Origin of the sequence: Cupriavidus pauculus (assembly GCF_002858765.1) — a bacterium.
Taxonomy (GTDB): domain Bacteria; phylum Pseudomonadota; class Gammaproteobacteria; order Burkholderiales; family Burkholderiaceae; genus Cupriavidus; species Cupriavidus pauculus_B.
The window spans coordinates 60,114-85,108 of sequence record NZ_PJRP01000003.1 but is presented as its reverse complement, the minus strand read 5'-3'; the positions used below and the strand labels follow the sequence as shown (position 1 = coordinate 85,108).

Below are 24,995 nucleotides of genomic sequence, written 5' to 3'. Positions count from 1 at the left end.
GGGATGAGTTTTTATCGCGGGACGCTTCTCTCCCGTGCGCGGGAGAGGGGCGTCCTCCAACAGTGGAACTTTACATCTGCAGGCAAAGATACTTGATCTCGAGGTATTCCTCGATGCCGTGGCGCGAGCCTTCGCGGCCGACCCCCGACTGCTTGATGCCGCCAAACGGCGCCACCTCGTTCGAGATCAGGCCGGTGTTGAGGCCCACCATGCCGTACTCCAGTGCCTCGCCCGTACGCCACGCGCGGGCGATATCGCGCGTGTAGAGATAGGCGGCCAAGCCGAATTCGGTGTCGTTGGCGGCGGCCACGGCTTCTTCATCGGTCTTGAAGCGGAACAGCGGTGCCACAGGCCCGAAGATTTCCTCGCGCGCCACGCGCATGTCGGCCGTGGCGCCCGTGATCACGGTGGGCGTGTAGAAGGTGCCGCCCAGCTTGTGCTTGCCGCCGCCGGTCAGCACGCGGGCGCCCTTGGACGTGGCGTCGTCCAGCAGCGACACCACTTTGTCGATGGCGGCGTCCTCGATCAGCGGGCCGATGACCACGCCGTCTTCCAGGCCGTTACCCACGCGTAGCTGGCTGGTGCGCTCGGCGAACTTGGCGGCGAAGGCATCGTAGATGCCGTCCTGGATATAGAAGCGGTTGGCGCAGACGCAGGTCTGGCCGCCATTGCGGTACTTGGCGGCGATGGCACCTTCGACGGCGGCGTCGACATCGGCGTCGTCAAACACGATGAACGGCGCGTTGCCGCCCAGTTCCAGCGACAGGCGCTTGACCGTGGGCGCCGACTGCGCCATCAGGATGCGGCCCACTTCGGTCGATCCCGTGAACGACAGCTTGCGCACGATCGGGCTGCCCGTCAGCACGGTGCCGATGGTCTTTGCATCGCCAGTCACCACCTGCAGCACGCCGGCCGGCACGCCGGCGCGATGGGCCAGTTCGGCCAGCGCAAACGCCGACAGCGGCGTCAGTTCGGCGGGCTTGATGACGATGGCGCAGCCGGCTGCCAGTGCCGGCGCCGCCTTGCGCGTGATCATGGCGGCCGGGAAGTTCCAGGGCGTGATGGCGGCGCAGACGCCCACCGGCTGGCGCAGCGTGACCAGGCGCTTGTCGGCGGCGGGGCTGGCCAGCACTTCGCCATCCACGCGCTTGGCTTCCTCGGCGAACCACTCGATAAAGCTGGCGGCATAGGCGATTTCGCCCTTGGCTTCGGCCAGCGGCTTGCCCTGCTCGCGGGTCATCAGGTAGGCCAGGTCGTCGGTATTGGCCACCATCAGATCGAACCAGCGGCGCAGGATGTTGGCGCGCGCCTTGCCGGTCAGCGCGGCCCAGCTTTTCTGGGCCACTTCGGCGGCGGCTACCGCGCGCTCGGTTTCGGCCGCACCCAGGTCGGCCACCTTGGCAATGACCTCGCCCGTGGCGGGGTCGGTCACGTCGAACGTGGCGCCCGACGTGGCGGACAGCCATTGGCCATCGACATAGGCCTGTTGGCGAAACAGTGAAGGATCCTTGAGTTGCATGGCGAAATTCCCCGAAGTCACGAATACAGGCTCGGTCGCTAAAAGACTTGCCTGCGTTCAATAGATTGAACTATATTCCGTATGTCGAACGATGACGCGATCATACCCGCATGCTGGGGAGACCGCCAGTAGGTCTCCCGCGTTCCGTACGCGGTCAGGTTCGTCCCGTCTGTTCCTTCTGATAGTGAATGTCCGTCATGCCCAAATCCGCCTACGCCACCCCTTCCGCCACTTCCGGCGATCCCGACGCCCTGGGCGGCACCGGCAACCGGCCGACGTCTCCCGCCGTGGTACGGGCCGTGCAGGTGCTCGATGCCATCGCCGCGTCGCCCGATCCGCTGACGCTGGCCGATCTGACCCGGCTGACCGGGGCACCCAAGAGTTCGCTGCATGGCATGTGCGACACGCTCGTCCAGCTGCAGCTGGTCAAGCGGCTGCCCAGCGGGGCGATGGCGCTGGGGCCGCACGTGATGACCTGGGCCAACGCCTTCCTGGCGCAGACGCAGATCACCGAGGAATTCCGTGCGCTGTGGGACGAAACCGACGCGTTCCACGACGCCACGGTCACGCTGTCGATGCTGGAGGGCGACGCCGTGGTCTACCTGGCCTGCCAGAACGGCGACCGTCCGCTGGGCGTGACCTTCCGTATCGGCATGCGGCTGCCGGCGCCTTACACGGCCACGGGCAAGGCCATGCTCAGCACCATGCCTGCCGCCGATGTCCAGCGGCTGTTTGCCGATGGCCTGCCGCCGCCGCTCACGCGGGCGAGCGTGGCCTCGGCGGACGCCCTGGCCGATGAACTGCGGCAGGTGCGTGCGGCGGGCTATTCGGTCGACAACGGCCAGATGCGCGAAGGCATGACCTGTTTCGGCGCGCCGGTGTTCGATGCGCAGGCGACACGCGCGACCGGCGCCATCGCCGTCAGCTACCTGACCAGCGAGATCGACACGGCCACCGGCGAGCGCATCGGCCAGCAGGTACGCGCGCTGGCCGACCGCCTTTCGGCCCGGCTGGGCGCGCCCGCATCGACAACGTTGGCAGCGGCGGCGCGTTGATCCCTCTCAACGTTTGCGTAGGGTCAAAGGCCCAATCTCGTTGAATCGCTAGCATCCGGGGGTTCCCCTTCCCGGATCATCACGCGATGACACAATCTACGGCGAACCCTGTTCGCCGCCCCCAACTGGTAGCGCCGGCCGGATCGCTCGCGGCGCTGCGCATGGCGCTGCAGCACGGCGCCGACGCGGTCTACCTGGGCCTGCGCGATGCCACCAACGCCCGCAACTTCGGCGGCCTGAACTTCAGCGAGGACGATATCCGCACCGGCGTGGCCGAAGCGCATGCGCGCGGCGCCGAGGTGCTGTTCGCCATCAACACGTTTGCCCAGATGGGCCATGTGGAGCGCTGGCACCATGCCGTGGACGCCGCCGCCGCCCTGGGTGCCGATGCGGTCATCATGGCCGACGCCGGGTTGATCGCCTACGCCGCGAAGCGGCACCCGTCGCTGCGCATCCACCTCTCCGTTCAGGGTTCCGCCACGCATGCCGACGCCATCGAGCTGATGCGCGAGCAGTTCGGTATCCGCCGGGTGGTGCTGCCCCGGGTGCTGGCCGTGCCCCAGATTGCCCGGCTGGCCCGGCAGACCGATGTCGAACTCGAAGTCTTTGGCTTTGGCAGCCTGTGCGTGATGGCCGAAGGCCGCTGCCTGCTGTCGTCATATGCCACGGGCGATTCGCCCAACAACAAGGGCGTCTGTTCGCCGGCCCATGCGGTGCGTTGGGACGAGCAGGACGGCACCATGCACGCGCGGCTGTCGGGCATCCTGATCGACAGCTATGCGCCGGGCGAGCCGGCCGGCTATCCCACGCTGTGCAAGGGGCGATTCACCGTGGAAGACGAGCGCGGCTACGTGCTGGAGGAACCCACCAGCCTCAATGCGGTGTCGCTGCTGCCGTCGCTGATCGATATGGGCATCGCGGCCATCAAGATCGAAGGCCGTCAGCGCAGCCCGCGCTACGTGGCCGATGTGGTGGGCGTGCTGCGCGCGGCCATCGACGATGCCTGCCGCGACCCGAAACGCTTTGTCCCGCGCCAGGACTGGCAGGCCACGCTGGGCCGCCATGCCGAGGGCGACCAGGTGACGCAAGGCGCCTACGACCGCCCTTGGCGGTAGATCCATTCTCCTGGGCGGCCACCGCGCCGCCGGTCCGTTTTTCTCCAAGACCCGACCCATTCCAGCCCATCATGGCAACGATCATCCCACTGAATCCCGAGCCGTTCCGCATCGCGCTCGGCCCCCTGTTGTACTACTGGCCGCGCACGACGGTGCTGGAGTTCTATGCGTCGATCGCCGACACCGCGGTCGAGCGCGTCTATCTGGGCGAGGCCGTCTGCACGCGCCGGCATGAAATGCGGCTGGCCGACTGGATCGAGGTGGCGCAGATGCTGCGCGACGCGGGCAAGCAGGTGGTGCTGTCCACCCCGGTACTGGTCGAGTCGGACAGCGATATCGCGGTGATGCGCCGGGTCTGTGCCCAGGAGGATTTTCTGGTGGAGGCCAACGACCTTGGCGCCGTGCGCGCCTTGGCGGGTCGGCCCTTCGTGGGCGGTCCGCACCTGAACGTCTATCACGCCGATACGCTGGCGTGGCTGGCCGGGCTGGGCGCACAGGGATGCGTGGTGCCGGTGGAGATGGATGGCACCACGATGGCGGCGCTGGCGGCGGCCCGCCCGGCAGGGCTGGCGCTGGAAGCCATGGTCTGGGGTCGCATGCCGCTGGCATTCTCGGCGCGCTGCTTCACGGCCCGGCATCATCGGCTGCGCAAGGACGCCTGCGAATTCCGTTGCATCGAGTATCCCGATGGCCTGGTCGCCCGGACAGGCGAAGGGCAGGATTTCTTCACGCTCAACGGCATCCAGACGCAATCAGCTACCTGCCTGGATCTGTGCGCACAGGTGTCGCAGATGGCCGAGGGGGGCATCGAGTACGCACGTGTCAGTCCGCATGCCACAGGCACGCTCGAAGCGATTGCCCATCTCGATGCCATCCGGCGCGGAGAACGGGCCGCGTCGCCAAGTGCCGTGATGCCGGCCGGCGCGACGCCGAGCAACGGGTACTGGAGCGGCAAGCCTGGCATTCACTGGCTGACGCAGGAAGGGGCCGTGGCATGACGATGCTGAAATCCATGATGACGCGCGTGCATCGGCATATGCCCGCGCCGATGCGTGCCGCGCCGCTGGTCGTGGCGCTGGAGGCCATGCGCCGCGCCGGCTGGATGGAGCCGCCTGCGGCGCTGGACGGCCGCACGTTCTCGCTGACGGTGGACGATGTGGGGCTGGAGGTGCGCTTCCAGTGCGCCAATGGCCGATTCCTGCCGGGGCCGTTCGATGGCCGGGAAACCGACCTGACGCTGCATGCGGCGGCGCTGAGCTACCTGCGGCTGATCAGCGGCGATGCCGACACCGACACGCTGTTCTTCCAGCGCCGCCTGTCGATCCGCGGCGACACGGCGCTGGGCCTTGAGGTCAAGTACTGGCTCGATGCGGCGCCACGGCCCGAGTGGCTGGGCGCGCTTGCGCAGCGGCTGTCGCTGCTGTTCCCGGAGCCGCGCGGCGCGTGAATCAGAACTCGGGCATGGCACCCCCGAAGCGGGTGCCGCGCTGCTTGTAGCACTGGCTGGCTTGCAGCACCGCGCACGGCGCGTCAGCCAGGCCGCCCACGGCGTCGAAGCGCGCCAGCGTGGTGTGCAGTTCATTGGCGCTGCGGGCGTGGATCATCGCGAACAGGTTGTACTGCCACGCGGGCAGCCGTCGCGTACGCCGGAAACACATCGTGACGTGCGGCACATGGGCAAGCCGCAGGCCGACCGCATCCACACGGGCATCGGGCACGTTCCAGACACACATCACGTTGTGGGTATAGCCGAACGGGCGGTGCCGCAGGATGGCGCCGAAGCGGCGGATCACGCCCGCGCTTCGCCACCTGGCCAGCCGTGCCAGTGTTTCCGACAGCGCCAGTCCCGTACGCCGCGCCAGCGCGTGATACGGCTGCGGCGTCAGCGCCAGGCCGGACTCCAGCGCGGCGGCCAGCCGCCAGTCTGCTTCGTCGAGGTCGGGCCGCAAGGGGGCATTCAACATCTGCAAGGGTTGCTGCGGCGCGCGACGCGGGCTGCGGGTGACGCCCAGCGGCAGGCCCAGGTCGGTACGGTATTCGCGTTCCAGGGGCAGGTCGATGGGCCGTTGCCCGATATCCATGGCAAGGCGCGACAGCACGCCATCGAGCGTGGTGCGGTCGCGCGCACCGGCCACGAACCACAGGTTGTAGCGATGGCCCTCGCGGGCATGGCTCTGGCTGATATCGGGATCGCTGTTGATGCGCTCGACCACGCGATCGATGCGTGCGAGGGGGATGGACAGCGCCGCCACGGTGCTGGCACCGATGGTGTTGGGCGCGAAGACGGCGCCGATGCGGCTGATGCGTCCGTTGCCCACGTCGCGCGCCAGCAGGCTGAGCATGGCGCGCTCGGACAGGTCGAACGCCTCGCCGGCGGTCTGGTAGGGCCGCGTGTGCAGCGGGAAATCGTCCTGAATGCGGTTGTAGAGATCGTTTTCGTCGAGCATGGCGTCGGACATGGCGAGCGGGTTGTGCAATCGGAGCGGTGCGAGGGGAACGCACAGGGTCGATGCGCAGGCGCCATGTATTGCGACGAACCGGAGCACGCCCGCAGCATGCGGGCATGATCGTGAAGTTCGGTCGAGGCCTTGTTGACGGTCGTCAAGCAGGATCGAGATGGTACGCCCCGGGTTTGCCCGATGCGCTGCGTTCCATGCGCACGGCCAGCAGCGCGATGCCCAGCGCCGCCAGTGGCGCGATGGCCGCGATCCACGGCAGGGCCTGCAGTCCCGGCCCGTGATCCACCACCGCGCCGCCCATCCAGGCGCCGAGACCGTTGCCCAGGTTGAAGGCGGCAATGTTGAAGCTCGACGCCAGGTTCTGGCCGGCACCCTGGGCGTGGCGCAGTACGCGCAACTGCAGCGGCGATACCGTCGAAAAAGCCGCGATGCCGAGCACGCCGACGAAGACCACGACGGCCACATGGTTGTGCAGCGACAGGGTCATGCTGGCCAGCACCACCGTCAGCGCGATCAGCGCGCCAAGCAGGGCACCCGTGGGGCGACGGTCGGCCATGCGTCCGCCGAGAATGTTGCCGATGATCATGCCGCCGCCAAACAGCAGCAGGATTGGCGACACCGCGCTTTCGCCAAAGCCCGTGACGCGCGTCAACATCGGCTGGATGTACGTGATGACGGCGAACGTGCCAAGCGCCTGCAGCACAGTCATCAGCAGGCCCAGCAGTACCTGCGGACGCCCGATGGTCTTCAGTTCGTCGACGAGCCGCACGGGCGCGGCGTCGTCACGGCTGGTTTGCACCAGCAGCGCGATAACCGTCAACGACACCAGCCCGATCGCCGTCATGGCCCAGAACGTCGAGCGCCAGCCGAACTGCAGGCCCAGCCATGCACCGGCCGGCATGCCGAGCAGCGTGGCCAGCGTCAGGCCGGAGAACATCACCGAAATGGCCGAAGCGCGACGGTTGGCAGGCACCAGGCTCGTGGCCACCACGGCGCCCACGCCGAAGAACGTACCGTGCGTCAGCGATGTCACCACGCGCGCAATCATCAGCGTGGTGTAGTCGGGCGCAAGCGCGCAGGCCGCGTTGCCGACGGTGTAGATCATCATCAGCGCCATCAGCACCGCCTTGCGTGGCATGCGGCGTGTCAGCAGCGTCAGCACGGGCGCACCGGCAAATACGCCGAGTGCGTAGCCGGAAACCAGCATGCCGGCCGAGGCGATGGTGACGCCCAGGTCGGCCGACACCTGCAGCAGCAGGCCCATGATGACGAACTCCGCGCAGCCGATGCCGAACGAGCCGGCCGTCAGGGCGTACAGGGCCGCAGGCATCCGTGTGCGGGACCCTGCGGCAGGGGTGGAAGGGGGCGCAGCCATGGCGATTTCTCCGGTGGTGGCCGGCATTGAGCCGACGATGGGATGGCAGGGAAGGCCGCAGTGTCGGCCTTTCCTATCTTCTGAAAAACGGGCAAGATCAATAATCAGTTTCAAGAATTTGTTGAGAATCATGGATCGCATTGCAGACATCGGGCTCTTTCTGCGGGTACTGGATCAGGGATCGATCAGCGCGGCGGCGCGCAGCCTGGACATTTCGGTGGCCGTGGCCAGCCAGCGCCTGCAGCGGCTGGAGCGCGATCTTGGCGTCCGGTTGCTGCATCGCACCACGCGCCGCCTGCATGCCACGCCGGAAGGCGCGGTGCTGGCCGAACAGGGGCGGGCACTGGTGGAAGACCTGGAGGCGTTGTCGGGGGCGTTGCGGCAGTCGGGAACCGGCATCACGGGCACGCTGCGCGTGACCACCTCGGCATCGTTCGGGCGCCAGTACGTATCGCCGCTGCTGACGGCATTCCTGAGGCGGTATCCCGGGGTCAACGTCAGCATCAACCTGACCGACCATGTGCTGGACCTGGTCAGCAGCGGCTTTGATCTGGCCATCCGCATCGGGGCGCTGGAGGATTCGACGCTGGTGGCACGCAAGCTGGCGGACAACCAGCGCCTGTTATGCGCGTCGCCCGATTACCTGCGCGAACACGGCTGGCCCCTGGCGCCGCAGGATCTGGCCCGGCACCAGTGCCTGGTCCTGGTGGGCGCACAGGGTCGATCGGATGTCTGGCGTTTCGACGATGGCAAGGGCGGCGAGATTGCGGTGCGGGTGCGCGGGAGGGTGGAGGCCAATACAGGAGAGTTGCTGGCCGACGCGGCGCTGGCCGGGTTCGGTATCGCCATGCATTCCACCTGGCACGTGTGCGATGACCTGCGGGCGGGTCGGCTCGTGCAGGTTCTGCCCGACCATCCCATCGCGGTCACGGGCATCTACGCGGTCATGCCGCAGCGCCGGCTGGTGCCGCCGCGCGTGCGGGCGTTCGTGGATTTCCTGGCCGAACACTGGAGCGTAACGCCGCCAGGCATGTCGGACTTGGGTTCGGCGCGAACCTGACCTACAGTCATTTGTTGCGGCCGTGTGTCGGAAGATGCCCTGGGGTTGCCTAATTCTTGGGCAGTCCGGTGCGATGCCGCACTGACTGGGCCTCGCCGGGGCGACATGGCAGGATATCCACAGAATCTGTGGATATCCTCAACGTGGTCCAGCCCACGTCGGCGCGGTCGTTGAAAGGCTATGCTCTGGCACCAACCTCGGTCAACTGTCCGCTTCGCGCCCGCTATGTGCAGGATTCCGATTGCCGCCGTGCCTGTTGCCATCGCCCTGGCCTTGCCGCTGGGGGGCTGCGTGTCATATTACCGCATCCCGTCGGACGCGCCGTATGCCAGCGTGCGCCTGATGACCAGTACCGACGACCGGACGACGTTCAACGTGCTGGACCCCGCCAAGTGTCCGGCGCCGCGTCCGCAGGTGCTGGCCGGCATGGGCAAGCAACTGGCCTCGATGGGGCGCGACTCGACGCTGGATATGGCCGGCATGCCGCCGGAGCCGCCGTCGCGCACGCGCGAGCGCAAGGTGCTGCCGGGCAAGCGGATCTATATCGCGGTGACATCGTACGCGGCGCCGCCGGCTGACGACGCGCGCTGCGCGACCGGGGTGTCGTTCGTCCCGCAGGTCAGCGGCCAGTATGAAATCCGATACATGCGCGACGACACCGCGACGCAATGCACGGCGCGCGTGCTGCGGCTGCAGCCGGATGCGGAAGGCGGGGCAACGGTGGTTCAGGAGCCGACGCAACAAGGGTTCAGGGCGCTGCGGCCGGAGTATCTGTGCGAGGCCGGGGCAGGTGCCGGAGCGAAGGCAGGGGCGGGGACGGGAGCGGGGACGCGCTAGGCGGCGCGTCCCGCGAATTGGTGGGCGATCAGGCCTGTTCGATCAGGAAGCGCTCCGGGCGCTTGCCCAGCCATGCCGGGGCGCGGCCACGGCCGGACCACGTCTTGCCGGTCTTCGGATCGCGATACTTGGGCGGCAGTGCCGAGGCTGCCTTGTGTGCCGCGCCGCTACCGGCCGGACGTCCACGACGGCGTTTCGGGGCGATGTCTTCGGCGGTCAGATCATAATCGGCCATCAACTGGCGAATCTGCTCGATCACGCTGGCCACTTCATTGGCACGCACTTCGCTGAGCTTTGCTTCCAGTGCTTCTTTTTCAGCCAGCAGTTGCTTGTAAGTTGGCATTTTTGGATCCCCGTTCAGATTGGCGGCGCTGTTGTGTACGACTGCAAAGCGGCCCGCATAACAAAAATATTACAAGAATTATCCGGAAAAGCACGATTCAAACGCGAATTGGAATGAAATCGTAACCCTCTTGGCATCAAACCGGCATGCCCTCTAGCTTGTTATCGGGTTCTTCCAGATTGTTTTGGCGCCAACGCGGCGTTTCTCAATGGCGCCGGTCCGCATCCTAACCAGAATCAGTAATGGGAAGCAACCGTGGACACCCGGATATTCGCGTAAATCCATGTGCGAACAATCCCGGCAAGTCGATTGCATTTTTTACCCGACGTGGATTTTCGCTTCCATCCGTTCCTATCCGCTTTCGTTCCGCGATTCACGGATGGGGCTTCAAGTTACATGATTGTCAGCGATGATATTTTTGGCATGTTTCTGGCTGAAGCGGGGCGGCGAACGTTAACGCCAAATGAAACAGGCGATCCGCGCCAGTTTATCGAGGGTTACCGGAGCGGCTTGGAAACGGATCCATATGGCGCCGGTGGCGAATGGCAGCGAATGGCAGCGAATGGCGTCGCCCAATAAAAAAAGCCCCCGGGGGGAAAGTCCCCGAGGGCCATCAAATCCACCGGTCATCCAGGTGGAGGAGACCTCGTTGCCGCGATAGCGGGCGTCCGGGTGGCGGACGCTTATTGGCGGATATCCGACTGGTAATGGCGGGCTGTCGACGTACGGTCAGATAGCCCAGCCGCCTGCGTAAAACCCGGCAAGCGCCACTGCAATGGCCACCGTGCCGACATTAAGCTTGCGCCATTCGCCCGCGACGATGCGACCGATGACCAGCGTGCAGAAGCCGAGCATGATGCCGGTGACGATATTGCACGTCAGTACGATGAACACGGCGCAGACCAGGCCCGACAGCGAGTCGACCATATCGTCCATATGCAGGCGCGATACGCTGGACAGCATCAGCAGGCCCACGTACATCAGCGCCGGCGCCGTGGCGTACGACGGCACCAGGCCGGCCAGCGGCGAGAAGAACATCACGGCCAGGAACAGCAGGCCCACGGTGACGGCGGCCAGGCCGGTACGCGCGCCGGCGGCCACGCCGACTGTCGATTCGATATAGGCCGCGGCCGGTGCGCCGCCGAAGAACGCCGAGAAGATCGAGCTGACCGAGTCGGCGGTCAGTGCGCGGCCGCCATTGTGGATGCGGCCTGTTGCGTCGAGCTGGTTGGCCTGACCGGCCACGGCGCGGATCGTGCCGGTGGCGTCGAAGACCGCGGTCATCACCAGGGCCAGCACGCTGGGCAGCACGGCGGCCGACAGGGCACCGCGAATGTCCATCGCGCCGATCAGCGACGCATGGCCCGGTGCGGACAGCGACGGCAGCGCGAACACGCCCGTGTATTTCACGGCCGGATCGAACAGCAGCCCCAGCGCGGAGATCGCGACGATCACCAGCAGGATGCCGCCCGGCACGCGACGGCGTTCCAGGCCGAAGATCGCGGCCAGGCCCAGCACCGACATCATCACCGGGAAGGCCGTGATGTGGCCCAGCGCCACCGGCAGGCCGGGGCCGGGGTTCTTCACCACGAGGCCCACGTCGTTGGACGCGATCAGCAGCAGGAACAGGCCGATGCCGATGCCCGCGCCGTGCGCCACGCCGGCGGGCAGGTTGCGCAGGATCCAGGAACGCACCCCGGTGACCGAGATGGCCGTGAACACCACGCCCATCAGGAACACCGCGCCAAGCGCCACGGCGGGAGACAGCTTCTGGCCCAGCACCAGGCCAAAGGCCATGAAGGCCGTCAGCGAAATGGCGCAGCCGATGGCAATGGGCAGCTTGGCCCACAGGCCCATCAACAGCGAGCCGAAGGCGGTGGTCAGGCAAACGGCCACGAATACGGCGCTGGTGTCGAAGCCGGCCTTGCCCAGCATGCCGGGCACGACGAACACGGCATAGACCATCGCCATGAAGGTGGTCACGCCAGCCAGCACTTCGCGGCGCTGCGTGCTGCCGCGTGAACTGATCTCGAAATACTGGTCGAGCTTGCCGCTGGCCGGCGGCGGCGCAGCGTCCACGTCCGTGACGGACGGATACGGCTGTTCGATCATGGTCTGTCTCCTTGCAGGGGCGCTGCGCGCGTCCGCGTACGGATCGGGCGTCAGCCTCGTCTCACGTGGTTCCGGGTGTGCGAGGGCGGAGATCCCGTTGGCATCGGGCAAGGTGCGGGTGTCTCGTTCCTCGGTGTCCGGCCACTCGGGCCGGGTGCCGGTCCGATGCCTCTGACGGGCGGGATCTGGCGAGGCTCAAAGGTAGGCGAGGGATCCGCCACGTTCATCATCGGCGCCGCATGCGGAACATGCCGTCGCCCGAATAACCACGGCTGGCCGGTGCCTGGGACGGCTCAGGGATTTCCCTCGATCCACGCCATGGGTCGTCCGCCGGCCGTGAAGTGCTGCAAAAGGGGCCACCGATGCGTCACAACCGGCGCCGGTGGCGCATGTCGGGCTAAAGGTCACGGCAGGGGCGCCGATAGCCCCTTGGCAACACCCATATCCACACATACCGAGCCGAAGCGGAGCCAGAGCATGACCAGCGCGATGAGAGACATCGATGAGCGCACCAACCTGACCAACAACAACCAGTTCGAGTTGCTGTTGTTCCGACTTGGCGATGCGACGCATAGCGGACAGTCCGAACTGTTCGGCATCAACGTTTTCAAGGTCCGGGAAATCCTGGTCATGCCGCCGGTCACCACGGTGGTGGGGGCCGAGCCGTCGATCCTGGGCATGGCCGACATCCGCGGCCAGGTGATTCCGGTCATCGACCTGCCGCGCCTGCTGGAATGCTCGCCGAAGTCGGGCCTGAACATCATGCTGGTGACCGAGTACGCACGCTCCACGCAGGGCTTTGCGGTCGAGGCCGTCGAAGAGATCGTACGACTGGACTGGAGCCAGGTGATCTCGGCCGAGAACAGCGTCAAGGGCGGGCTGGTGACCAGCATTGCCAAGCTCGACGTCGGTGGCGACAGCCCGCGACTGGTGCAGGTACTGGACGTCGAGCAGATCCTGCGCGACGTACTGCCGACCCGCCAGCCGGACGTCGACCCCGCCACGGTGGGCCCGCAGCTGAACCTGCGGCCGGGCAGCAAGATCCTGTGCGCCGACGACTCGGCGCTGGCGCGCGGGCTGATCGAGAACGGCCTCAAGGCCATGGGCGTGCAGGTGGTGATGACCAAGACCGGGCAGGAAGCCTGGGAGATGCTTGGCCAGATCGCCGAACTGACGGCCAGCCAGGGCAAGCCGATCCGCGATGAAGTGGCGCTGGTGCTGACCGACCTGGAAATGCCGGAGATGGACGGCTTCACGCTGACGCGCAAGATCAAGGCCGATGCACGGCTGAAGTCGCTGCCCGTGATCATCCATTCGTCGCTGTCGGGCGAGGCCAGCGAGGAACACGTCCGCAAGGTGGGCGCCGACGCCTACGTATCGAAGTTCCTGGCCAAGGACCTGGCCGATACGATCCGCGGCGTGCTGGCGCGGCATCCGTAAGCGCCAGGCGCGGTCGGTTTCAGCTTCCGGAGGTTTGTGCCCCTCTCCCGTTCCACGGGCGAGGGGCGCGTCATTTTGGTGTCCGGCAGCGCCCTGCATAAATCGCCGCCGAAGGCAATAAAACCCCCGCAACGACGTTTGCCCAAAAAAAAGGCAGTCCAGCTCCCTTCAATGCTGGCGCGGGTTTGCGGGCTGTCAAGAGGGCGATTATCCACGCAACCTGTGGATAGTTCCACAGGCCATATGGACTAACTCAAACAGGTATACCGCGCCAGTGGGCGTGCGTTACTTCGGTTGGGCCACCGTACGCAGGTACGGCTTCAGGGTCTTGAATCCGTCCGGATATTTCTTCTTTGCGTCGTCGTCAGAAACTGAGGTCGGGATAATCACGTCGTCGCCGGGTTTCCAGTTTACGGGCGTGGCTACCGCGTGCTTGGCGTTGAGCTGCAGCGAATCGAGCAGGCGCAGCACCTCGTCGAAATTGCGGCCGGCGCTCATCGGATAGACCAGCATGGCCTTGATCTTCTTGTCCGGGCCGATCCAGAACACCGAGCGGATCGTGGCGTTGTCCACGGCCGTGCGCGGGCCGCTGCCGCTGGCCTCGGGGTGGATCATGTCGTAGAGCTTGGCCACGGCCAGGTCGTGGTCGCCGATCATCGGGTAATTCACGGCGGTGCCCTGCGTTTCCTCGATGTCCTTGGCCCAGCGCGAATGGTCGCCCACGGGGTCGATCGACAGGCCGATGATCTTCGTATTGCGCTTGTCGAACTCGGGCTTCAGCTTTGCCATGTAGCCCAGTTCGGTGGTGCAGACCGGCGTGAAGTCCTTGGGGTGCGAGAACAGGATGGCCCAGCTGTCGCCGATCCATTCGTGGAAGTTGATCTTGCCCTCGGTGGTCTCTGCGGTGAAGTCGGGGGCGGTCTCGCCAATGCGAATGGCCATGGTCAGGCTCCTTCAGGGTAGTTTGCAGTTATCGGATGGGATCGTCCGGCCAGGCGCGGCAGCCGTCGTGGCCGGAACTATCCAGTATAGGGACACCCGGTGACGAACGCGCTCCTTCCGATGGCGGATTGTTGCCCGGTATCGCGCGCGTCACTCCCTAGTCCGGGCGTTCCAGGTCGGCAATGACCGCACGCAGGAAGCGCGCCGCCTCGCCGCCGGTGACCACGCGGTGGTCGAACGTCAGCGACAGCGGCATCACGCGATGCACGGCCGGCTGGCCGCCGGCGGCCACCACTTCGTCGCGGATGCGGCCGGCGCCCAGGATGGCCACCGTGGGCGGCACCACGATCGGCGCCGCATAGCGGCCGGCAATCATGCCGAAGTTCGACAGCGTGATGGTATTGCCGCGCATTTCCTCGGGGGCGATGGTACGGGCCTTGATGTCGGCCCGCATGCGGTCGAGCCCGTTGCGCAGGTCCGCGGCATCGCGCTTGCCCACATTGCGCAGCACCGGCACGAACAGCCCCTCGGGCAGGTCCGCCGCAATGCCCACGTCGATGCGTTCAAGCAGATGGCGGCGGCCGGTGCGGCCCTCGTACCAGGCATTCAGCGCGGGCTCGGCCCGTACCCCGGCCACCAGCGCCCGCACCAGCCGGATCGTGACGTCGTGCCCGCTCGCCGTGGTGCCCACGGTCTGCCAGGCGTGCAGGTCGGCATCGTCCATGACGGTGGCCGCGGCCACCTCGCTCTGCGCACGCGCCATGTTCTGGGCCATGGCACGCCGCACGCCGCGCACCACTTCGGCAGGGCCGACCTCCGCCAGCGTGGTGGCCACCCGCTGCACATCGGTAGCGGTAATCACGCCGTCGCGGCCCGAAGGCGTCACCATGGCCAGGTCCACCGACAGCTTGCGCGCCAGCGCCCGCACCGCCGGCGTGGCCTTGAGGCCGTGCCCGCCCTGGATGCCGGCGGCCCCCACGCGTGTTTCGCCTTCGCGCACCACGTGCGTGCCCACCTTGACGTTGCCCACCACGGTGCCCGCATCGTCGGTGGCGCCCGCCCCCTCGAAGCCCACCAGCGGGGCGCCCAGGTGGACGATGTCGCCGGACTGCGCGAACAGCTTGGCCACCTGGCCGCCGAACGGCGAGGGAATCTCGACGATAGCCTTGGCCGTTTCCACCGACAGCAGCGGCTGGTCGGCCTGCACGGCGTCACCGGGCTTGACATGCCACGTCACGATCTCGGCTTCCTGCAGGCCTTCGCCCAGGTCGGGCAGCTTGAAGATCCGCATCGTTGTCTCCTGGTTGGCAGTGCTTAGCCGGCGTCCAGCGCGCGCCGTGCCGCGTCCACGATCTGTGCCACCGACGGCAGGTAGCTGTGTTCCAGCCGTGCCAGCGGCACCACGGTGTCGTAGCCGGTCACGCGCTGCACCGGCGCGCTGAGCGAATACAGCCCGGCATCGGCCAGGTTGGCGGCAATCTCTGCGCCGACCCCGGCCGTGCGCGGCGCCTCGTGCACGATCACACAGCGGCCGCTCTGCGCCACCGATTCCAGGATCGTCTCCATGTCCAGCGGCTTCAGCGTGGCCACGTCGATCACGGCGGCAGAAATGCCATCGTCGGCCAGCTGGTCGGCGGCGGCCAGCGTTTCCTGCACCATCGCGCCCCAGCTGACCAGCGTAATATCGGTGCCGTCGCGCAGCGTGAAGCAGGCATCGAGCGGAAGCGCCTCGCCGGTGTCCTCCACCTCCTGCCGGAACAGGCGATAGAGCCGGGTGGGCTCGAAGAAGATCACCGGATCGGGGTCGCGGATCGCGGCCAGCAGCAGGCCGTAGGCGCGGGCCGGCGACGATGGCATGACCACGCGCAGGCCCGGGATATGCGCGAACAGCGCCTCGGGGCTTTCGGAATGGTGCTCGGGCGCGTGGATGCCGGCCCCGCTGGGCGCGCGCACCACCAGCGGACAGCTGAGCCGGCCGCGCGTCCGGTGTCGCAGGTGCCCGGCGTGGTTCAGGATGTTGTCGATGGCCGGATAGATGAAGCCCGCGAACTGGATCTCGGCCACGGGCTTGAGGCCCATCGCCGCCATGCCGATGGCCGCGCCGACGATGCCGCCTTCGGCCAGCGGCGTGTCGATGACGCGCCCCTCGCCAAAGCGCTGCTGCAGGCCCGCCGTCGAGCGGAACACGCCGCCGTTGACGCCGATGTCCTCGCCCAGCAGCACCACGTCGGGGTCGTGCTCCAGCGCGTGGGCCAGCGCCAGGTTGACCGCTTCCACCATATGCAGTTCAGCCATGCTGGGTCTCCTTGTGCTGGGCGGCGTAGCGCTGCGCGGTGTCGAACTGGTCGGCCATGGCGGCCGGCAACGTCTCGTAGAGGCAATCGAACATCGCCGAGACGTCGGGGTGGGGCAGTTGCAGGTAGGCCTCCACGGCGGCGGCCACGGCCTGCTGGCATTCGCGGATCAGCGCTTCCTCGCGCCCGGCATCCCACGCGCCCACGCTGGCCAGGTAGTCGCGCATCCGCTTGACGGGTTCGTGCAGCCAGGCTTCCTTGACCGTGGCGTCGTCGCGATAGCGCGAGGCATCGTCGGCCGTGGTGTGGTCGCCCAGCCGATACGTGACGGCCTCGATCAGGGCCGGGCCGGCCCCGTCGCGCGCCCGTTCGATGGCGTCGCCCACGCGATCACGCACGGCAATCACGTCGTTGCCGTCAACCTGCTCGCCCGGGATGCCGGCTGCAATCGCCTTCTGCGCCAGCGTGGCCGCCGCTGTCTGTTTGGCCCGCGGCATCGAGATGGCCCACTGGTTGTTGTTGATGACGATGACCAGCGGCACCTGCCACGCGCCGGCCATGTTCATGCCTTCGTAGAAAGCCCCGTTGGACGTGCCGCCGTCGCCAATGATGCAGACCGCCACGCGCGGCTGCTGGCGCAGCTTGAACGCATAGGCCACGCCGGCCGCGTGGCCCACCTGGGTGCCGATGGGCACGCAATTGCCGAAGTCATGCGGCACTGCCGCAAATCCGCTGCCCCGTTCGTCGCCGCCCCAGTACAGCAGGCTCTCCGTCATCGTGACGCCACGCACAAACTGCGCGGCGTGGTCGCGGTAGGACGGTATCAGTACGTCGTCGGGCCGCATGGCCGTGGCCGTGCCCACGCCAATCGCCTCCTGGCCCAGCGCGGACGCAAACGTGCCGATCTGGCCCGTGCGCTGCATGGCGATGGCCTTGAGGTCGAACTGCCGGGTGAGCACCATGGCGCGATACAGCGGCAGCAGGGCGGCCGGGTCGCGGGCGAAGGCGGGAAGGTCCGGGGCAGGCGCGCCCTCGGGAGAAAGGTAGCGGGTAAAACCGATGTCAAAGCGCGCAACAGTGCCCATGTGGTGGTCCCCTTGTGGTTCGCTGTGTCCTGTGCGGCGCAGCATCTTGTGGACGCTGCTGCCTTCGACTATAGGGCACGGAACAGGGGATGGGGCGTGCGCTGGCGCACGGCGCGAGGTATCGCTTTTCGCCCCGCCTCAGCATGGTGGAAGAGGAATGGGGAAGCGTGCCGGCAGTTCAAGCTACGGGATGTCGGCAAGCCGCGCCCCGATGCCGGCTTCCCCAACCCCTCACCCACGTTGCGGGAGAGGGGAGAAGACCCGATCGATTTACGCCGGCTTCCAGACCGGCGACGTGGCCACGGTGACCTTGCGCGGCAGGATGGACTGGCCGGCGAACGCGTCGGCAATGCGCTGCTGTTCGTCGAGCGCGGCGGCGTCCACGGGCTGTACCTGATAGGTGCGCCGTGCGTTGGCGGCTTCGACGGTGGCGGCGTCCAGGCCGATCAGCGGTGCATGCCATGCGGCGGCCTCGGCAGGGTTGGCCTTGACCCATTCGCCCGCGCGCCGCAGTTCGCCATAGACGGTGGCCAGCACGTCGGGCCGGCGTTTGGCGTACGGCGTGGCGGCCAGATAGAAGCGCCGGTAGCTCGACAGCTTCGCGCCGTCGCGCAGGATGCGCGCGTTGGCCTGGCGCTGCACCGCCGCCAGGAACGGGTCCCATATCACCCAAGCGGCCACGCTGCCGCGCTCGAACGCCGCGCGGGCGTCGGCCGGGGTCAGGTACGCAGGTTCGATGTCGCGCATCGACAGGCCCGCCTCGTTCAGGGCCTCCAGCAGCAGGTAGTGCGCGCCGGCGCCTTTCGAGAACGCCACGCGCTGGCCCTTGAGCTGCGCGACCGAGCGGATCGACGAGTCGCTGCGCACCACGATGGCCTGCGCCGTGGGCGACGGCGATTCGATGGCGTAGTACGTCATGCTGGCGCCTGCGGCCAGCGCGAACGGCGGCACGGCATCGGCCACGTCGGCGGTCAGGTCGAGGTTGCCGACGTTGAGCGATTCCAGCAGTGGCAGCCCCGACGTGAATTCGTGCCACTGCACGCTGACCTTGCGCGGCGCCAGCGACTGTTCCAGTACCTGCCGCGACTTCAGCCAGATCATCAGCGTCGACGATTTCTGGTAGCCAATGCGCAGCGTCTCGGGCGTGTCGGCGGCCAGCGCGGCCGTGGACGAGATGGCGGGCGCAACGATGGCGCCCAGGCCGGCCATGCCGCCCAGCACGATGCGCCGGCGGGTGGTGTTGGGGAATGACATTGCGGCAATCCTTCGAGAGAACCAACCTGTCAGCCTACGCAACGTGGCGTGCTGCGGGAACGAAGGAAAGTGCGCTTGCTTATGCGTCGGTCGCACAACGGGTGCATATGCGCTGACCGCATAACGGCGCGCGATTTGATTCGTTGTGTGCCGCATCCGGGCTCCCTAGAGTGCAAGGCTTGTGCTTCCCCCAAGGCCACAAATTGCCATGACGATTGCCGACGTAGAGACCGTGCAGGATTTCGAGATCCGACCGCTGGATGCCGCACTCGGTGCGGAAGTGATCGGGCTCGACCTCGATCAGCCCCTTTCCGCCGAAGACTTCCGGCGCATCCACCGCGCTCACCTGGATCACCATGTGGTGGTGTTTCGCGACCAGCGCATCACGCCGGCCCAGCAGATTGCGTTCAGCCGCCGCTTCGGCCCGCTGCAGATCCACGTGCTGCACCAGTTCCAGCTGGCCGATCACCCCGAGATCCTGATCGTGTCCAACGTGCTGAAGGACGGCAAGCCGATCGGGCTGGGCGACGCGGGCCACTTCTGGCACTCGGACCTGTCGTACAAGGAAACGCCCAGCCTGGGGTCGCTGCTCCATGCCATCGAACTGCCGGCGGAAGGCGGCGACACGCTCTTCGCCAACATGCACGCCGCGTACGACGGCCTGCCGGCGGCGCTGAAGCAGAAGATCGAAGGGCTGACCGCCGAACACACCTACCTGGCGCGCTACGCCGAACTGCAGAAGCGCAGTCCGTGGCGGCCGAACCTGACACCGGAGCAGATCGCGCAGGTCAAGCCCGTGGTGCATCCGGTGGTCCGCACCCATCCGGAGACCGGGCGCCGCGCCCTGTTCGTCAGCGAGCATTTCACGACGAAGATCGTGGGCCTGCCTGACGACGAAAGCCGTGCGCTGCTCGATGAACTGTTCGCGCACAGCGTGCGGCCCGAGTACGTCTACCGCCACCCGTGGCGCGCGCACGACCTGGTGTTCTGGGACAACCGCTCGCTGCTGCATCTGGCGGCCGGCACGCCCGACCACCTGCGCCGCGTGATGTTCCGCACCACGATCGAAGGCGATACGCCGTTCTAAGCCTCATCCGATTCCAATACCACGCGTCCCCGGAGCCCTTTGCATGTCAGTCCGCAAGTCAGTTTTCTCGTTCGCCAGCCCCTTTGCCAACTCCTTCGCCCGCCGCGCCACGCTGGCTGTCCTGACCGCCGGCATGGCGTTGACCGGCACCGCGCACGCGGAGGGAAAAATCCGCATTGCCGAGCAGTTCGGCGTGGTCTACCTGCTGCTCAACGTGGCGCGTGACCAGCAACTGATCGAGAAGCACGGCAAGCAGCAGGGCATCGACGTCAAGGTGGAATGGACGCAACTGTCGGGCGGATCGGCGGTGAACGACGCGCTGCTGTCGGGCGCCATCGATATCGCCGGTGCCGGCGTGGGCCCGCTGCTGACGCTGTGGGACCGCACGCACGGCCGCCAGAACGTGAAGGGCGTGGCGTCGCTGGGCAACTTCCCGTACTACCTGGTCTCGAACAATCCCAAGGTGAAGTCGATTGCCGACTTCTCGGACAAGGACCGCATCGCACTGCCCGCGGTGACCGTGTCGGTGCAGTCGCGCGTGCTGCAGCTTGCCGCGGCCAAGCAGTGGGGCGACAAGGAATTCAACCGCTTCGACAAATGGACCGTGGCCGTGCCGCACCCCGATGCCGCTGCCGCCATCATCGCGGGCGGTACCGAGATCACGGGCCACTTCGGCAATCCGCCGTTCCAGGAGCAGGAACTGGCCGGCAACCCGAACGCCCGCATCGTGCTGAACTCGTATGACGTGCTCGGCGGCCCAAGCTCGGCCACGGTGCTGTACGCCACCGAGAAATTCCGCAACGAGAACCCCAAGACCTATCGCGCGTTTGTCGATGCACTGGCCGAGGCCGCCGCGTTTGCGACGAAGAACCCCGAGGCCGCCGCCGACGTCTACATCCGCGTGAACAAGGCAAAGATCGACCGCGCGCTGCTGGTAAAGATCCTCCAGAACCCGCAGGTGCAGTTCAAGGTCGCGCCGCAGAACACCTATCCGCTGGCCGACTTCATGCATCGCGTGGGCGCCATCAAGAACCGCCCGGCGTCCTGGCAGGACTACTTCTTCCAGGACCCGGCCACCGCGCAGGGGAGCTGACATGGCCGACAGCCATCACGGAAATCACGGAAACCCGCACCTGCGCGTGGTGCCCCATCCGCAGCCGCTGCTGCAGGTGGATGGCGTGTCGCTCGAGTACCGTACGCCGACGCGCGTGGTGCGTGCCACGCACCGCGTGAGCTTCGACGTGCATGCGTCGGACCGCTTCGTGCTGCTGGGGCCGTCCGGGTGCGGCAAGTCGACGCTGCTCAAGGCCGTTGCCGGCTTCGTGCCGCCCGCCGAGGGCGAGATCCGGCTCGAAGGGCAGCGCGTGCAGGCGCCCGGACCGGACCGCATCGTGGTGTTCCAGGAGTTCGACCAGCTGCCGCCGTGGAAGACGGTCAGGCAGAACGTGATGTTTCCGCTGCGCCAGGCGCGTGGCCTGTCGAAGGCCGAAGCCGGCGACGTGGCGATGCATTTCCTGGGCAAGGTGGGCCTGGCAGGCTTTGCCGATGCCTACCCGCATACGTTGTCCGGCGGCATGAAGCAGCGCGTGGCCATTGCCCGCGCGCTGGCCACGCGGCCCAAGGTGCTGCTGATGGACGAGCCGTTCGCCGCGCTGGACGCACTGACGCGCCGGCGCATGCAGGAGGAACTGCTGGCGCTGTGGGACGAGGCCGCGTTCACGCTGCTGTTCGTGACCCATTCGATCGAAGAGGCGCTGGTGGTGGGCAGCCGCATCCTGCTGCTGTCGCCGCATCCGGGCCGGGTGCGCGCGGAGCTGAACAGCCACCAGTTCTCGCTGGCCAGCCAGGGCAGCGCGGAATTCCAGCAGGCTGCCCAGCGTATCCACGCGATGCTGTTCGACACGCCAGAGGAGACTGGCGCCACCACTGGCCCCGCGCCCGGCCGCACCCACCACGCCGCCACGCACTGAACGCCCCACCGTCCCCCGCCTGAACCATGTCGACGATCCTCCCCGCCCTGCGCCCCGAATACGAGCGCGAACTCGAACCTTTCACCGCCGTGCCGTTGTCCCGCGCGCTGCCGTGGTATCGCCAACTGTGGCAGCAGGGCTGGCTGCGCAAGGCCGCGATCCTGCTGGTGCTGGCCGTGGCGTGGGAAATCGTCGCCCGCGTGCAGGACAACGACCTGCTGCTGCCGACCTTCCTGGCCACCGCCCGTGCCTTCGTGGACGCCATGGCCAGCGGCGAACTGCCCGGCAAGGCCGTGGTGTCGCTGTCCATCCTGTTGCAGGGTTATGTGGCGGGCATCGTGCTGGCGTTCGCGCTGACCACGGTGGCGGTGTCGACACGCATCGGGCGCGACCTGCTGGATACGCTGACGGCCATGTTCAACCCGCTGCCGGCCATTGCGCTGCTGCCGCTGGCCTTGTTGTGGTTCGGGCTGGGTACGGGCAGCCTGGTCTTCGTGCTGATTCATTCGGTGCTGTGGCCGCTGGCGCTGAACACCTATGCGGGGTTTCGCGGCGTGCCCGAAACGCTGCGCATGGCGGGCCGCAACTATGGGCTGCGTGGCCTGCGCTACGTGGTGCTGATCCTGGTGCCGGCGGCACTGCCGGCCATCCTGTCGGGCCTCAAGATCGGCTGGGCGTTTGCCTGGCGCACGCTGATCGCGGCCGAACTGGTGTTTGGCGCGTCGTCCGGCAAGGGCGGGCTGGGCTGGTACATCTTCCAGAACCGCAACGAGCTGTACACCGACCGCGTCTTCGCCGGGCTGGCCACGGTGATCCTGATCGGGCTGGCGGTGGAGGGGCTGGTGTTCACCACGCTGGAACGCCTGACGGTACGCCGCTGGGGCCTGCAGCACTGAAAGAATGGGTGCCGCCTGCGGCGGTGCGACTTGCCGATGTCACGGCGCCGGCGTATCGTGCGGGGTCATGACGACCATCCATCATGCCGCGGCCCAGGGCTTCTCGTCCCAGGCCGACACCTACGCCCGCGGGCGTCCCGAATATCCCGCCGAACTCGGCACCTGGCTGCGCGACACGCTAGGGCTGGCGCCCGGCAAGACCGTGGTTGACCTGGGCGCCGGCACCGGCAAGTTCACGCGACTGCTGTTGCCCACCGGCGCCAGCGTGATCGCCGTGGAACCCGTCGATGCCATGCGCGCCCAGCTTTCGGGCAAGTTGCCGGCGGTGCGGGCCGTGCAGGGCAGTGCGGAATCGATGCCGCTGCCAGACGCCAGCGTCGACGCCGTGGTCTGCGCGCAGGCCTTTCACTGGTTTGCCAATCCCGCCGCCATGCAGGAAATCGCCCGTGTGCTGAAGCCGGGCGGCCGGCTTGGGCTGATCTGGAATGTGCGAGACGAATCGGTGGGCTGGGTGGCCAGGCTGACCGAGATCATGACGCCCTACGAGGGCGATGCGCCGCGCTTCTACAAGGGCGACTGGAAGAAGGTCTTCCCGGCCGATGGCTTCGGGCCGCTCGGCCTGACGCGCTTTCCCTACACGCATACCGGCGCGCCGGAGCAGGTGATTGTCGACCGCGTGATGTCGGTGAGCTTCGTCGCGTCGCTGCCGCAGCCGGAGCAGGACGCCGTGCGGGCGCGCCTGCATGCGGTGATCGACGCCGATCCGGCGCTGCAGGGCCGCGACGCGGTGTCGTTTCCCTACAGTACCGAAGCCTATTGCTGCGAACGGCTGTAATCAGGTAGCCGGGGCAAGCTGGTCGCGGTAGCGCGCGGCCAGCAGCTGGCTCAGCACCAGCGCCAGCACGGCGCTGAGCGCGGCAAACAGGTAGACGCTCGGGTAGTCACCTTGCCGGGCGATGAAACCGGCCACCGGGCCGGTCAGGCCCAGCGCGAAATCGAGGAACAGGGCATAGGCGCCCAGCGCCGAACCACGATTGGTGGCCGGCACGCGCTTGACCGCTTCCATGCCCAGCGCCGGGAACACCAGCGAAAAGCCGAAGCCGACCACAGCCGCGCCCGCCAGCGCCTGCCAGGGGGCGTGGGCCATCCAGATGATGCCCAGGCCGGCGGCTTCCACGGCAAACGACACCAGCGCCACCGCATAGCCGCCGAAGCGCGCGATGGCATCGGCCATTACCAGGCGCGTCAGCACGAAGCAGGTGCCCAGCGCGGTGAGCGCCAGCGCGGCGTGGTCCCAGCCCTTGCTGTTGTAGTAGAGCGTGATGAACGCGGTGATGACGCCAAAGCCAACCGAGCCCAGCGCCAGGCACAGGCCGAACGGTGTCATGGCGCGGAAGACGCGGCGGAACGGCAGGCGGTCGCCCTTGAGCACCGGCACGGGCGTGCGGCGGCGTGCCAGCAGCAGCGACGCGCCGGCAATCAGCGTGGTCACCACGCCGATCGAGCCCAGGCCGCCCCATTTGGCCAGCACCACGCCAACCGGCGCGCCCACGGCCAGTGCGCCGTAGGTGGTGATGCCGTTCCACGAGATCACCTTGGCGGTATGACGCGCCCCGGCGCTGCCGATGCCCCAGGCGATGGTGCCGGTGGTGACCAGGCTTTCGCCCGCGCCCAGCATCAGGCGTCCCGCCAGCAGCCAGGCCAGCCCCAGCCAGTCGTTCCCAGCGAACAGCGACGCCACCAGCGTCAGCACGCCACTGCCCGTGACCAGCGCCAGGCCGGTCAATACCGAGCGCTTGGGGCCTTGCGTATCGCACAGCGTGCCGGCCCAGGGGCGGCTCATCAGCGTGGCCAGGTACTGGATGCTGACCGCCAGGCCAGCCAGCACGGCGCTGTAGCCCAGGTCGCCGTGGACAAAGCCCGGCACCACGGCGATCGGCAGGCCAACCGCCAGATAGGCGATGAAGTTGAAGAAAACGACGGCAAGAATGCGGCGGGTCACATTGCCGGTGGCGGATTCGCCATGCGGCGGAGTGACCGATGAATGACTCGGGGCGGACATGGGTGATTCTGGGGGCGCGGGTTGGCCGGGCTTCGACTCGCCTGGTACGACGACCTAGGGAAAACCCGGAAGGCGCCATCATACCGGCAT

The 24,995-nt window shown here is 67.3% G+C and carries 24 protein-coding genes; 13 read left to right on the top strand and 11 right to left on the bottom strand.

Translation table 11 applies throughout. The annotated features are described in order from the left end of the window. Nucleotides 1-70 precede the first annotated feature (70 nt). Nucleotides 71-1,519, bottom strand: a complete 1,449-nt coding sequence (locus CYJ10_RS08850; protein ID WP_101681144.1) for an NAD-dependent succinate-semialdehyde dehydrogenase — start codon at nucleotides 1,517-1,519, stop codon at nucleotides 71-73. A 197-nt stretch (nucleotides 1,520-1,716) separates the two neighbouring features. Here CYJ10_RS08850 and CYJ10_RS08845 point away from each other — a divergent pair, with 197 nt between their 5' ends. The 4 genes from CYJ10_RS08845 to ubiT all read left to right on the top strand — a co-directional run bounded on the left by CYJ10_RS08845 (nucleotide 1,717) and on the right by ubiT (nucleotide 5,136). After that, the gene (locus CYJ10_RS08845) at nucleotides 1,717-2,574 is read left to right on the top strand and encodes an IclR family transcriptional regulator (protein WP_101681521.1); all 858 of its coding nucleotides are present in this window, start codon (nucleotides 1,717-1,719) and stop codon (nucleotides 2,572-2,574) included. Nucleotides 2,575-2,660: 86 nt separating this feature from the next. Continuing rightward, on the top strand, nucleotides 2,661-3,689 hold the full coding sequence (gene ubiU / locus CYJ10_RS08840) for a ubiquinone anaerobic biosynthesis protein UbiU (protein ID WP_180862874.1): 1,029 nt from the start codon (nucleotides 2,661-2,663) through the stop codon (nucleotides 3,687-3,689). 71 nt (nucleotides 3,690-3,760) lie between these two features. Further along, nucleotides 3,761-4,687 carry a U32 family peptidase gene (locus CYJ10_RS08835; protein ID WP_101681142.1) on the top strand — a complete coding sequence of 309 codons (927 nt, stop codon included), beginning with the start codon at nucleotides 3,761-3,763 and terminating at the stop codon, nucleotides 4,685-4,687. Further along, nucleotides 4,684-5,136 (top strand): ubiquinone anaerobic biosynthesis accessory factor UbiT, encoded by a 453-nt coding sequence (gene ubiT, locus CYJ10_RS08830; RefSeq protein ID WP_101681141.1) that lies wholly within the window; start codon nucleotides 4,684-4,686, stop codon nucleotides 5,134-5,136. The genes CYJ10_RS08835 and ubiT overlap by 4 nt, the downstream gene beginning before the upstream one ends. Before the next feature lies 1 nt (nucleotide 5,137). Here the strand turns inward: ubiT and ahbB are convergent, their stop codons facing one another. Together ahbB and CYJ10_RS08820 are read right to left on the bottom strand one after the other, a co-directional pair. Continuing rightward, nucleotides 5,138-6,136, bottom strand: a complete 999-nt coding sequence (gene ahbB / locus CYJ10_RS08825) for a siroheme decarboxylase subunit beta (RefSeq protein ID WP_101681520.1) — start codon at nucleotides 6,134-6,136, stop codon at nucleotides 5,138-5,140. A gap of 154 nt (nucleotides 6,137-6,290) precedes the next feature. Further along, nucleotides 6,291-7,523, bottom strand: coding sequence for an MFS transporter (locus CYJ10_RS08820; RefSeq protein WP_101681140.1), 1,233 nt, complete (start codon nucleotides 7,521-7,523; stop codon nucleotides 6,291-6,293). Nucleotides 7,524-7,653: 130 nt separating this feature from the next. On the opposite strand from CYJ10_RS08820, the gene CYJ10_RS08815 reads away from it, so the two are divergent. Both CYJ10_RS08815 and CYJ10_RS08810 read left to right on the top strand, forming a co-directional pair. Further along, on the top strand, nucleotides 7,654-8,583 hold the full coding sequence (locus CYJ10_RS08815) for a LysR family transcriptional regulator (RefSeq protein ID WP_101681139.1): 930 nt from the start codon (nucleotides 7,654-7,656) through the stop codon (nucleotides 8,581-8,583). Between the two features lie 225 nt (nucleotides 8,584-8,808). Then, the gene (locus CYJ10_RS08810) at nucleotides 8,809-9,420 is read left to right on the top strand and encodes a hypothetical protein (protein ID WP_101681138.1); all 612 of its coding nucleotides are present in this window, start codon (nucleotides 8,809-8,811) and stop codon (nucleotides 9,418-9,420) included. Between the two features lie 28 nt (nucleotides 9,421-9,448). Here CYJ10_RS08810 and CYJ10_RS08805 read toward each other — a convergent pair whose 3' ends face one another. Continuing rightward, nucleotides 9,449-9,763, bottom strand: a complete 315-nt coding sequence (locus tag CYJ10_RS08805; protein ID WP_101681137.1) for an H-NS histone family protein — start codon at nucleotides 9,761-9,763, stop codon at nucleotides 9,449-9,451. Between the two features lie 396 nt (nucleotides 9,764-10,159). On the opposite strand from CYJ10_RS08805, the gene CYJ10_RS33645 reads away from it, so the two are divergent. Beyond that, a complete protein-coding gene (locus CYJ10_RS33645; protein WP_146002001.1) occupies nucleotides 10,160-10,342 on the top strand; it encodes a hypothetical protein in 183 nt (60 codons plus the stop codon). Nucleotides 10,343-10,492: 150 nt separating this feature from the next. On the opposite strand, the gene CYJ10_RS08800 is transcribed toward CYJ10_RS33645, so the two are convergent. Beyond that, nucleotides 10,493-11,875, bottom strand: coding sequence for an NCS2 family permease (locus CYJ10_RS08800; RefSeq protein WP_101681136.1), 1,383 nt, complete (start codon nucleotides 11,873-11,875; stop codon nucleotides 10,493-10,495). A gap of 477 nt (nucleotides 11,876-12,352) precedes the next feature. Here CYJ10_RS08800 and CYJ10_RS08795 point away from each other — a divergent pair, with 477 nt between their 5' ends. Next, entirely contained in the window at nucleotides 12,353-13,315 is a 963-nt protein-coding gene (locus CYJ10_RS08795) for a chemotaxis protein (protein ID WP_101681135.1), read from the top strand. Nucleotides 13,316-13,600: 285 nt separating this feature from the next. On the opposite strand, the gene CYJ10_RS08790 is transcribed toward CYJ10_RS08795, so the two are convergent. The 5 genes from CYJ10_RS08790 to CYJ10_RS08770 all read right to left on the bottom strand — a co-directional run bounded on the left by CYJ10_RS08790 (nucleotide 13,601) and on the right by CYJ10_RS08770 (nucleotide 18,890). Continuing rightward, nucleotides 13,601-14,257 carry a peroxiredoxin gene (locus tag CYJ10_RS08790; RefSeq protein ID WP_101681134.1) on the bottom strand — a complete coding sequence of 219 codons (657 nt, stop codon included), beginning with the start codon at nucleotides 14,255-14,257 and terminating at the stop codon, nucleotides 13,601-13,603. 157 nt (nucleotides 14,258-14,414) lie between these two features. Beyond that, a complete protein-coding gene (locus tag CYJ10_RS08785; RefSeq protein ID WP_101681133.1) occupies nucleotides 14,415-15,548 on the bottom strand; it encodes a dihydrolipoamide acetyltransferase family protein in 1,134 nt (377 codons plus the stop codon). Between the two features lie 23 nt (nucleotides 15,549-15,571). Further along, nucleotides 15,572-16,552, bottom strand: coding sequence for an alpha-ketoacid dehydrogenase subunit beta (locus CYJ10_RS08780; RefSeq protein WP_101681132.1), 981 nt, complete (start codon nucleotides 16,550-16,552; stop codon nucleotides 15,572-15,574). Beyond that, entirely contained in the window at nucleotides 16,545-17,636 is a 1,092-nt protein-coding gene (gene pdhA, locus CYJ10_RS08775; protein WP_101681131.1) for a pyruvate dehydrogenase (acetyl-transferring) E1 component subunit alpha, read from the bottom strand. The genes CYJ10_RS08780 and pdhA overlap by 8 nt, the downstream gene beginning before the upstream one ends. 270 nt (nucleotides 17,637-17,906) lie before the next feature. Further along, on the bottom strand, nucleotides 17,907-18,890 hold the full coding sequence (locus tag CYJ10_RS08770; RefSeq protein WP_101681130.1) for an aliphatic sulfonate ABC transporter substrate-binding protein: 984 nt from the start codon (nucleotides 18,888-18,890) through the stop codon (nucleotides 17,907-17,909). A gap of 208 nt (nucleotides 18,891-19,098) precedes the next feature. Here CYJ10_RS08770 and CYJ10_RS08765 point away from each other — a divergent pair, with 208 nt between their 5' ends. The 5 genes from CYJ10_RS08765 to CYJ10_RS08745 all read left to right on the top strand — a co-directional run bounded on the left by CYJ10_RS08765 (nucleotide 19,099) and on the right by CYJ10_RS08745 (nucleotide 23,678). Continuing rightward, a complete protein-coding gene (locus CYJ10_RS08765) occupies nucleotides 19,099-19,977 on the top strand; it encodes a TauD/TfdA dioxygenase family protein (RefSeq protein WP_101681129.1) in 879 nt (292 codons plus the stop codon). Between the two features lie 43 nt (nucleotides 19,978-20,020). Further along, nucleotides 20,021-21,070 (top strand): ABC transporter substrate-binding protein, encoded by a 1,050-nt coding sequence (locus CYJ10_RS08760; RefSeq protein ID WP_101681128.1) that lies wholly within the window; start codon nucleotides 20,021-20,023, stop codon nucleotides 21,068-21,070. A 1-nt stretch (nucleotide 21,071) separates the two neighbouring features. Continuing rightward, the gene (locus CYJ10_RS08755; RefSeq protein WP_101681127.1) at nucleotides 21,072-21,947 is read left to right on the top strand and encodes an ABC transporter ATP-binding protein; all 876 of its coding nucleotides are present in this window, start codon (nucleotides 21,072-21,074) and stop codon (nucleotides 21,945-21,947) included. A gap of 26 nt (nucleotides 21,948-21,973) precedes the next feature. After that, the gene (locus tag CYJ10_RS08750; protein WP_101681126.1) at nucleotides 21,974-22,843 is read left to right on the top strand and encodes an ABC transporter permease; all 870 of its coding nucleotides are present in this window, start codon (nucleotides 21,974-21,976) and stop codon (nucleotides 22,841-22,843) included. Nucleotides 22,844-22,910: 67 nt separating this feature from the next. Beyond that, complete coding sequence (locus tag CYJ10_RS08745; RefSeq protein WP_101681125.1) at nucleotides 22,911-23,678, top strand: class I SAM-dependent methyltransferase; 768 nt, start codon at nucleotides 22,911-22,913, stop codon at nucleotides 23,676-23,678. On the opposite strand, the gene CYJ10_RS08740 is transcribed toward CYJ10_RS08745, so the two are convergent. After that, the gene (locus CYJ10_RS08740; protein ID WP_101681124.1) at nucleotides 23,679-24,905 is read right to left on the bottom strand and encodes an MFS transporter; all 1,227 of its coding nucleotides are present in this window, start codon (nucleotides 24,903-24,905) and stop codon (nucleotides 23,679-23,681) included. It abuts the gene before it with no gap. Nucleotides 24,906-24,995 lie beyond the last annotated feature (90 nt).